Source organism: uncultured Chitinophaga sp. (assembly GCF_902168175.1).
In the GTDB taxonomy this organism is placed as follows: domain Bacteria; phylum Bacteroidota; class Bacteroidia; order Chitinophagales; family Chitinophagaceae; genus Chitinophaga.
The window spans coordinates 1-9,601 of sequence record NZ_CABHOU010000045.1; the positions used below are offsets into that span (position 1 = coordinate 1).

Here is a 9,601-nt window from a genome sequence, read left to right on the forward strand (position 1 = left end):
GGATGTACCCGACAAATAACCTGTCGCGCTACGTAGCCATCGACCTGCTGATGACAGACGGTACCGCATTACGTAACACCACCGCCATCGACCAGACAGGCGCGTCGATGCATCCCGGGGCAGGCCACGGTACCGTCAATACCTGGCAACAGATACGCAGTAATATCGGTTCCGCGCTGAACGGTAAAACCATTGATCGCATCATTATTGCTTACGATCATGGTGCCGATACAGGCAGTTTTAAAACCTATTTTGATGATATCGTAATTACAGATCAGCCGCTGATTACATCTTTAGCTGCAGCGCAAAAGCTTCCCGATCTCTCTCCGCAGATGCACATCTTTCCGCAGCCAGCCAGGGATTTAGCGAATATTCGATTTACGGGCAATTGGAATGGTGAAGGGGAAATGGCGGTTTATAATGCGAACGGCCAGTGCGTAAGCAATGAAACCGTACGGCTCGAAAATAACAGGATTACATTACCGCTGGACGGCCTGCCTGCGGGCGTGTACTTTGTGCGCGTGAGTAAGGGGCAGGGCTTTGCTGTGAAAAAGATGGTGGTAGTGAGGTAATGTAAATTTTGATGTGGTGAGCCGTCCGGGAAACCGGGCGGCTTTTTTTGTTTGTATGGGGAAAAGTGATAAAATTGTGGGATGTTAGCCGGTGAATGTTAACTTTTAGTTCCCAGTAATTACCTTGAAAAGCGGATGAAGTATGTTTAGTTTTTTTCGTAAACCTAAGAAACCGGTATGCCCGGTACCGGAAGAAAGCCATGTGTTCATAGCACAATCCTTTAAATGGTTTGTAAAGGAGTTTGGCCAGGAATACATTGTTGCCCGTAAGGTGCTCTGTCCTGTACCTGCAGATTTTCCTATAAAATTTAGTCAAACAGAACAAGATGCGTATGAGGTGTTACCCATCGTTGCAAAACAGATGGACGTTGATCCGTCGTTGATAGAACTCCGGTTTTACGATCAATCTTTGATGACATTTTCAAACGGAAGTAAAATATTCTCGCAGATGGCTGGAGATGGCTATTCTGCCGGGCAATACATAGCGGTTAACGGAAAGTTTTTTATCTCTATTGAAGATTCGCAGTTAAAGAATGCCGAAACCCTGATTGCCACTATGGCTCATGAGATAGCGCACATCAAACTGCTGGGTGAAAAAAGAATACGGGAGAACGATGAAATGCTTACAGACATGGTGCCGGTTATTTATGGGTTAGGTATCTTTAATGCTAATGCGGCTTTTAATTTCTATCAGCAGCCCGATAGCTGGGGATATAATAAGCAGGGCTATCTCAGTCAGCAGGAGTGGGGGCATGCGCTCGCTCATTTGGCGTTGTTGCGAAGTGAGGGCAAGAGTCCTGAGTGGATAAAATATCTTGCTAGCAATATTAAATCTGATTTTAAGAAGAGTTATGAGTTTTTGAGTGATGCGCAGGCGGGGGAGTTGCGGGTGGTGAGGTAATGAGCAAACTTCTGTTTTCGGCGATTGCTATGTTTTCGTGAGAACCAACAAAAACCCACCTGCAACGCGTCCGGTTTTTTCCGAAGACAGAATCAGGAATAACAATCTTTTTTTCAACCAAGCTTCCAATTTCCCAAAATAATTAGTAAAATTGCACTGTCGGAATAATTGTTACCCGTAATTGTTGGCCCGACAGTAATTATCCATATAGACACTTAATACAAACCCTTTACCGATGAAACGAATCGCTTTACCATGGCGGTTGCAACGTATAGCGTGCTACTGCCATAATAAACCCGGATCAGATAGTTAGTGTGTTAACCTGAAAACGTATACAGTAACCTGTATGCCTAAAAACTTTATGACTATGATTTCCAGAATCATTGTGGTATTCCTATGCCTGTTACTTTCCCTCGCTACGTATGCCCAGGAGTTAACAGGAATTCCCGAAAAGTTTCTGAAAGAAGTGGATGATAAATCCAAACGGTTCGAAGAGAAGCTGATGAAGCGTACGGATAAAGCGCTCAGCCGTTTTCAACAACAGGAGAAGAAGATGCAGCGAAAGCTGGCGAAAACTGATTCCCTGGCGGCCAACAACATCTTTACCCGTTCTATCGATTCGCTGGGTAACCTGAAAGCGAACCTGCGGAAGAAAACGGCGAAGTACGAGAAGGTACTTAGTGGCCAGTACAACGGCTATCTGGATACGCTGTCTAATTCCCTTTCCTTCCTCAAAGACTCCAAAGAGTTTCTCGGTAAATCTAAAGGTGTGAAAGACCAGCTGAACGGGTCTTTACAACGTGTAAAAGACCTGCAGGCGAAGCTGCAATACGCTGAACAGGTAAAGGCTTATATCCGCGAACGCCGCCAGCAGCTGAAAAGCCAGTTGTCGCAGTACACCGCTTTTTCTAAAGATCTCCAAAAGCTTAATAAAGAGGCGTATTACTATGCGCAGCAGGTAAAGGAATACAAAGAGATATTCAAAGACCGCAAAAAGACGGAGGCAAAGGCGATGGAACTGTTACAGAAAACAAAAGCCTTTAACAGCTTCATGGAAAGAAATTCTCAGCTGGCCAGCCTGTTTAATTTTAGTCCGGGCGGTGCTACCAGCAGTGAGGATGTAGCCCGTAGCCTCGAAGGTCTGCAAACCCGCACCCAGGTAGAGCAGCTTATTCAGCAGCGTATGGGCGGCGGCCCTAATGCCAACGCTGCGGTGAGCCAGCAAATGGATGCCGCACGTTCTCAGTTCGATGAGCTGAAAAAGAACTTTCCCGATGCCGATAACGCTGCTGAAATGCCCGACTTCAAACCTAATGAAATGAAGACAAAAAGCTTCCTTCAACGGTTAGAGTTTGGTGGTAATGTCCAGTTCCAGCGTTCCAGTCAATACTTTCCTACCACCAGCGACATAGCCGGCCAGGTGGCTTATAAGTTCCATAAGAATGGGAGTGCCGGATTGGGCCTTGCCTACAAGCTGGGCATGGGCACCGGTTGGGACCATATTGCTTTTAGTCACCAGGGCGTTGGTTTCCGGTCGTTCGTCGACTGGAAGATCAAAGGCACTTTTTTCCTGAACGGCGGCTTCGAGCAGAATTACAATATTCCCTTCTCCAGTTTGTCTACGTTACGTAACGGCACTGCCTGGACGGGCAGTGGTTTGATCGGCATCAGCAAAAAGTATAAGATCACGCCGAAGATGAAAGGGACGATGGTGTTGCTGTATGATTTTTTGGCGAATAGGCAGGTGCCGCGGATGGATCCGATTAAGTTCAGGTTGGGGTATAACTTCTAAGTATTTTAAACAATGAGAATCTATGAAATTTTTCTTCTTCATTCTTTGCTCCCTTTTTGTAACTGCGGTTTCTGCCCAGACCAATACTTTCCCTGACAATGGTAATGTTGGTATAGGAACGGTAACACCTACGGCGAGCCTGGACGTAAATGGTGTAACACGATCTACTGTATATCTTTTCAGGGGGAGTAATGACAATAGCTATGCTCAGCATAACCATTATGGTATTTACCAGGAAGCTGGCCAATGGACTTATCCATACCCGAAGCTCGTGATTAATTACCATACAGGTATAAAAGTAGTTGGTCATTCTGTTTACGGCGGAATAAAGTTCTATACTGGTTATGGTGTAAATGCAGAACCAACCGGTCAGGCAATGAGTATCGGCGATGGAGATGATAATGTAAGGATAAACCACAGTTTGTTTATTACGGAAAACGTTGGAATCGGAACCAGTTCGCCGGGCAGCCATAAGCTGGCGGTGGAGGGTACAATTGGCGCGCGAAAAGTTAAAGTGACGGCGGTTACGCCCTGGCCCGATTACGTATGCTCAAAGGAATATGATCTTCCTTCTCTTCAATCCATAGAACAATATATCGCGGTACATCAACATCTTCCGGGTATTCCTGCGGCTGAAACAGTGGCGAAGGAAGGAATTGACCTTGGGGAGATGAATGCAAAACTACTGGAAAAGATAGAGCAGTTAACACTTCATCTGATAGAGATGAACAAACGTGTAGAGGCACTGGAAAAGGAAAACAAAATACTCCTTGGCAATCAAAAGAGTAGTGGAAAGTAGCAGTTTTTTTAAAAAAAACTAATTGATAAGGTCGGAGTAGGAATTATAAATACACTAAAAACGTAATAAATAATTTAAAAATTAAAGAATGAGATATTTCATACTGTTAGCATTAATTATTCTTAAATCAGCGATTGTGATTGCCCAGAGTACGCTTCCTCCATGCATTTATGCTGGTCTTAATAATGTTGCGCCGCCAGATGAATTTCGTGTTAGCGGAGTGCTTAGATGGGGAGGGGATAGTTCTGATTTTGTTGTAGCAGGGGAAGATGGGAGCGGTTCTTATATTGAAAAAATTGCTTCTACGCCGCTTAAGAGTAAGATGCGCCTGCAAACGTCTAAAAGTGGGGATTTTACTAATTACAGCCTATTCGTGATCGATCCAAATGCGGGTTTCTCCTTTTTATCATTGGGCAATGCGAGTGCAAACGTTGGTATTGGAACAACTGACACTAAAGGGTACAAACTGGCCGTAGCTGGTAGTGTTATCGCCGAATCGCTAAAGGTAAAAATCCAGGCGCTATGGCCTGATTACGTGTTCGCCAAAGACTATCATCTGCCATCCATCCCCGAAGTAGAAGCTTTTATTAAAGAGCATAATCATCTACCGGGTATTCCTTCGGAGGCAGAGGTAGCGAAGGAAGGTATTGATGTGGGGGAGATGAATAAAAAGTTGTTGCAGAAGGTGGAGGAATTGACTCTTTACATTATCCAGCAGCAGAAGGCAATAACGGAATTGCAAGCCGAAATGAAACAAGTTCAGGTTGTTGTAAATAAATAGACCCTATATGAACGGAATGAAAATCCTCTTAATTTATATTACGTTAACCGTAATATTTCGGATTTCCCTTTACGCACAGGCATCCGGATCTTTGGTGGTGCAGGGCGATCTTGATAAATTCTACCCTGTGACATTTCTGGATGCAGGACGACCTGAGAATATTCCTACAGATTTGGCGATTGGCCGCTCCAATGTGCATCTGGATGACTGGTGGCGTGGTTCAATTATTTCAACTTTTCGTTTCCATGCGAGCGGATGGGGGAACCAGTCGGCCTTTATTGATGCAAATATCCGGTACTACGCAACTACTCCGCTAATAGCCGACTGGCAGGATATTTCTATTGATAACGGATCGACCAGGATTTGCATCTGGATGAGAGGTAGTACTACCTATTTCTATAAAGCCAGTGGCGCAGTGGATGTGCTAGTGTATGACGGAGTTCAGAATGCTTTGCCGTTAATACTTCCCAATAATAGCACCATGGGACCGGTGAACTACAGGATGGATGTTGATCCACAAGTAAATGGTTTCGGTGCCACTAATGAGCATACTGTGTTTTACACCGGCCCCGGGCTTAATTTTCTGGCAGGCAGCCTCGGTATTGGTACACTGAAAACCAACGGACACCGGCTCGCTGTAGAAGGTTCCATCGGTGCGCGTAAGATCAAAGTCGACCAGACCACCTGGGCGGATTATGTATTCGCGCCTGACTATCAATTGCGTTCTATTCCGGAAGTCGAGGCGTTCATCAAAACTCATAACCATTTACCAGATATTCCTTCTGCGGACGAAGTGGCGAAGGAAGGAATTGATGTGGGAGAGATGAATAAGAAGTTGTTGCAGAAGGTGGAGGAGTTGACGTTGTATTTGATTGAAGAACATAAAAAAGTAGCGGTACTTCAGGACGAGGTGGCCGAGCTAAAAACGAAGGTAAATACCGGTCGAAAGCCATAATTATTAATGGCTATTTGTAAGAACTCTATCACCTGGAAATTTTAAAGATAATGTGTTTAAAGAAAAGATTTTTTTCAGTTTTACTGTCGCTTGGTTTTGCTATACCTCTGGTGGCGCAGTATCAGCCCGGCCGCCTGGCGAATGGGATCACCCCGAATATTTCTTTACCCTCTGCCGAAGCGGCGTCCTTAGGAAAGTATGGGGAGTGGCCGGTATCGCTGTATACGGGTACTGCAAGTATAACAGTGCCTTTGTATGAGATAAAGATCGGATCATTTTCGTTGCCGATACAGTTGTCATATCATACAGGTGGCGTTAAGGTTGATGATGTGGCATCCTGGACTGGTGTTAACTGGACATTAAGCGCCGGCGGAGCAATTACGAGAGCTATTATGGGGATGGAGGATGAGAGTCAGCCAAATGGATTTCTCTATCGCAATCAGCACAATATTTCATTGAAAACAAGCTATAACTTGCTCGGTAATAATGATGACTATGTTTTCATAAGGAAGGTGGCGAGAAATGAAATGGATACAGAGCCAGATATCTTCTATTATAACTTTGGAGGGCAATCTGGTAGTTTTTATTTCGATGAAGGGGGTAAAATGCGCTGTAAGCCTGCCAGTACGTTAAAGCTGCTAAAAACACCGATCAATACGCTTGGCGGGCAATCCCCCACAGATAAAAGCTGGGAGTTGGCAGACGCTCAGGGGAATGTTTACACATTTGGAGGGCCAGAGGGTGGAAATGGTGTAGAAGAGTCTAAAACATTTACACCCAATACTCAATCTGCAATTGAATTATCAAAAATCACTGGCTATTATCTTACAAAGATAATTTTGAATAATGGTTTAGACACTGTGTATTTTGACTACGTACAGAAGTCGGAGATGTATGAATTACCCTACACATACTCATTAAGAAGGGTAATGTCCGGAAGTGCAGCGTTTAATAATATATACGACGATTTTCTTGCCGAACAGGTGCTTATGAATGGGGTTTTAACAAACCCTGTGCGTGCAAGATCAACAGCCTCAGGCTTCAGCATGCTTCGGAAAATCCGCTGGAGCGGAGGAGAAGTAGTATTTAATGCGGCGCAAGCCAGGCAGGACGTATCTGGAGGGGTAAACCTGACATCAGTGGCTGTGTATAATAAAAAGCAACAGAAGATAAAAGAAACGGTACTTAGTTATGAATACGTAAATCAGCGCTATTTTCTTGCAAAGACGGCGGAGGGTGGAAGTTCTGGAGCCGATAGTATTATACATAAATTTGAGTATTATACTCCTTCCGGTATAGCCGCACGATTTTCCACCGGCCAGGACCATTGGGGGTATTATAACGGGGCGACCGCAAACGCTCATTTGTTGCCGCCGCACTTCGATCAGCTTAATTCATTGCAATTGAATGCTAACCGTGAACCGAGCGAGGCGTATATGAACTATGGGGCATTAAAGTCGATAACATATCCTACAGGCGGTTACACTGAATTTTACTACGAAGCAAATCGTTATGCCGCGACAGGCATACCAGGGGGAGGAAGTCCGCCGGCCCAGCTTGCCACAGTTTTAGCTACCGCGACGACCTATTATCCGCAAGCTAATACCACGGAACAGGTATATAATTTTACGGTACCAATGGCACAGACGGCAACGAATACTTTGGTGGAGTTCGAAAATTACGGAAAGCCACCTTCTCCAAATCAGAGTTTCTGGCCAAAGGCACGAATAGAGATGCTTGTAGGACAAACATATCAAACCATATATTCCTGGGATGCCTTTTATAATTTTCCTTCCAGCGGATATACGCAGAATCCCAATGGTACAGTTAGTTTCAATATTTCACCCTATCTGTCATTTCAGCAGGGGACTTACAGGATAGTTACCGAAATGCCGTGTAACGCGATTGATTGTGATCCATTGACCGTTATGCCGAGTGTAAAAGTAAGCTTTAACTACACAACATATGTGCAGACGCCACCAGGTCAGTTGGTGGATCCACTTGCTGGGGGACTTAGAATTAAGGAAATTGTAAATGAGTCTAATGCAGGTGTTTTTACTAAAAAAAGATATACGTATAGCACCGGGAATATCCTAATATATCCGAGCTATTTTCACGAGTATGGTGCCGATGAGTATAAGAAAAGTGCCTGTTTCCAGAATCCCGAATGTATTATGTTATGCCCACGTATAGATGTTACCTACCGCGAAGTTATTAGTGCCGGAACAACTATTATGGGGCTCACACAGGGCAGCCCTGTTGGATATACACAGGTCCGGGAAGCACAGGTGTCTGCCAGTGGTGTAGAGAATGGATATAGTATATCGAATTTTTCTTTTACCCCCGACACGCTTAATGAAATGCAATATGATCCTAGCTGGTGGTCTGCTACTCAGATAGCGAATAAATCAATGCCTATTAATAGCCCTGATTATAAAAGGGGATTGTTGATAAAAAAGGAGGGATTCAAATCTGGCGCAGTTAAGCTGTATAGCATTGAGAATGAGTATAATTTTAATGACGGTAATGCTACAAATAATTATAGTCGTACCAGAGGCTTGAGGGCTAAGAGTATGTTTATCATCGACTACGTTTGTGGTACTTTATATGATGGCGTTATGTTGCCTTCGGAAAGTAGCGACAAACCAAAAGATTTTGGCTTCGCTTTCTATCACCTCACAAGCAGCTGGCTCCAAACAAAGAAGACAACTGAAACCACCTGGGATGAAAACGGTGCCAATCCTGTTGTTTCCGAAACCCTCTTTTCCTATGCAAACCCTTCCCATATGCAGGTAACATCGATGCAAACCGCTGATAGCAAGGGAAATACGATTAAATACGATGTAAAGTATCCTTCTGATTTTGCCAGCTCCGGAACGCCTAACGTTTACAATAAGATGCTCGACAGGAATCTTGTGGGCGCGGCAATTGAAGAAACGAAAAGTATTATCGCCCCTGTCAGTCAGCCATTGAGCCAACAGCGGGTAAACTATACTAACTGGCAGAACGATAAAGTGATTGCTCCTGCTACGGTGCAAAGTGTAACTGGTAATACGGTACTGAATATTGTTGATGTCAGTCAGATTGATGCCAGGATACATAGCTACGATGCTGTTGGTCGCGCAACAGAGTTCGAAGGCCGCGATCAACTGATGAACTCAATAGTATGGGGTGTCGATAGAAATACGCCGTTAGCAAAAATCGCAAATGCTTCCGCTGCAGTTGTAGCCTACACTTCTTTCGAAGATGGTGAATGGGGTGGTTGGACTGTGCCCGCAGCCGCCAATACAGATGCTACAGCACTTACTGGCAGCATGAGTTACAGCTTAGGATCGGGTAGCATCACTAAAGGGGGGCTTTCCGCGGGTGCTAAATACAAAGTATCGTACTGGACTAAAAACGGATCACCATATACCGTAAGTGGTACACAAGGTCAGGTGGTGCAAGGTGATACACATCGTGGCTGGACACGCTTCGAGCATTTGGTTACAGGGCAAACATCCGTAACTGTGTCAGGAAGCGGCAGTATTGACCACGTGATCGTATGCCCGGAGAAAGCAATGGCAGAAACCTATACCGCAATTCCATTGGTAGGTATTACCAGTAAAGTGAGTCCCGATGGTAAGATCGTTTACTATGAGTACGACGCACTCGGGAGAATGAAAGTAGTGAAGGACCAGGACGGTGCGGTACTTAATATGTTCGATTACAAGTACCAGGTAAGTGTTCCTTAATCATTGTTACCCATTTTAAAAAAGATTCTGATGAAAATCATACATAAAATTATTACATCGGCGGTTC

General features: G+C 44.5%; 7 protein-coding genes. All 7 read left to right on the forward strand.

Annotation, left to right across the window (positions count from 1 at the left end):
- Positions 1-572: T9SS type A sorting domain-containing protein (locus tag QZT80_RS09500; protein ID WP_295121053.1), on the forward strand; the 572-nt coding region annotated here is incomplete at its 5' end.
- Positions 573-774: 202 nt separating this feature from the next.
- Positions 775-1,473, forward strand: coding sequence for a hypothetical protein (locus tag QZT80_RS09505; protein WP_295121056.1), 699 nt, complete (start codon positions 775-777; stop codon positions 1,471-1,473).
- Positions 1,474-1,840: 367 nt separating this feature from the next.
- Positions 1,841-3,265: a hypothetical protein gene (locus QZT80_RS09510; protein ID WP_295121059.1), complete on the forward strand. Its 1,425-nt coding sequence runs from the start codon at positions 1,841-1,843 to the stop codon at positions 3,263-3,265.
- Positions 3,266-3,287: 22 nt separating this feature from the next.
- Positions 3,288-4,064 (forward strand): hypothetical protein, encoded by a 777-nt coding sequence (locus QZT80_RS09515; protein ID WP_295121061.1) that lies wholly within the window; start codon positions 3,288-3,290, stop codon positions 4,062-4,064.
- Positions 4,065-4,152: 88 nt separating this feature from the next.
- Entirely contained in the window at positions 4,153-4,845 is a 693-nt protein-coding gene (locus QZT80_RS09520) for a hypothetical protein (protein ID WP_295121064.1), read from the forward strand.
- Positions 4,846-4,861: 16 nt separating this feature from the next.
- Complete coding sequence (locus QZT80_RS09525) at positions 4,862-5,800, forward strand: hypothetical protein (protein ID WP_295121067.1); 939 nt, start codon at positions 4,862-4,864, stop codon at positions 5,798-5,800.
- A 50-nt stretch (positions 5,801-5,850) separates the two neighbouring features.
- Positions 5,851-9,534: a hypothetical protein gene (locus QZT80_RS09530; protein ID WP_295121069.1), complete on the forward strand. Its 3,684-nt coding sequence runs from the start codon at positions 5,851-5,853 to the stop codon at positions 9,532-9,534.
- Positions 9,535-9,601: the final 67 nt, after the last annotated feature.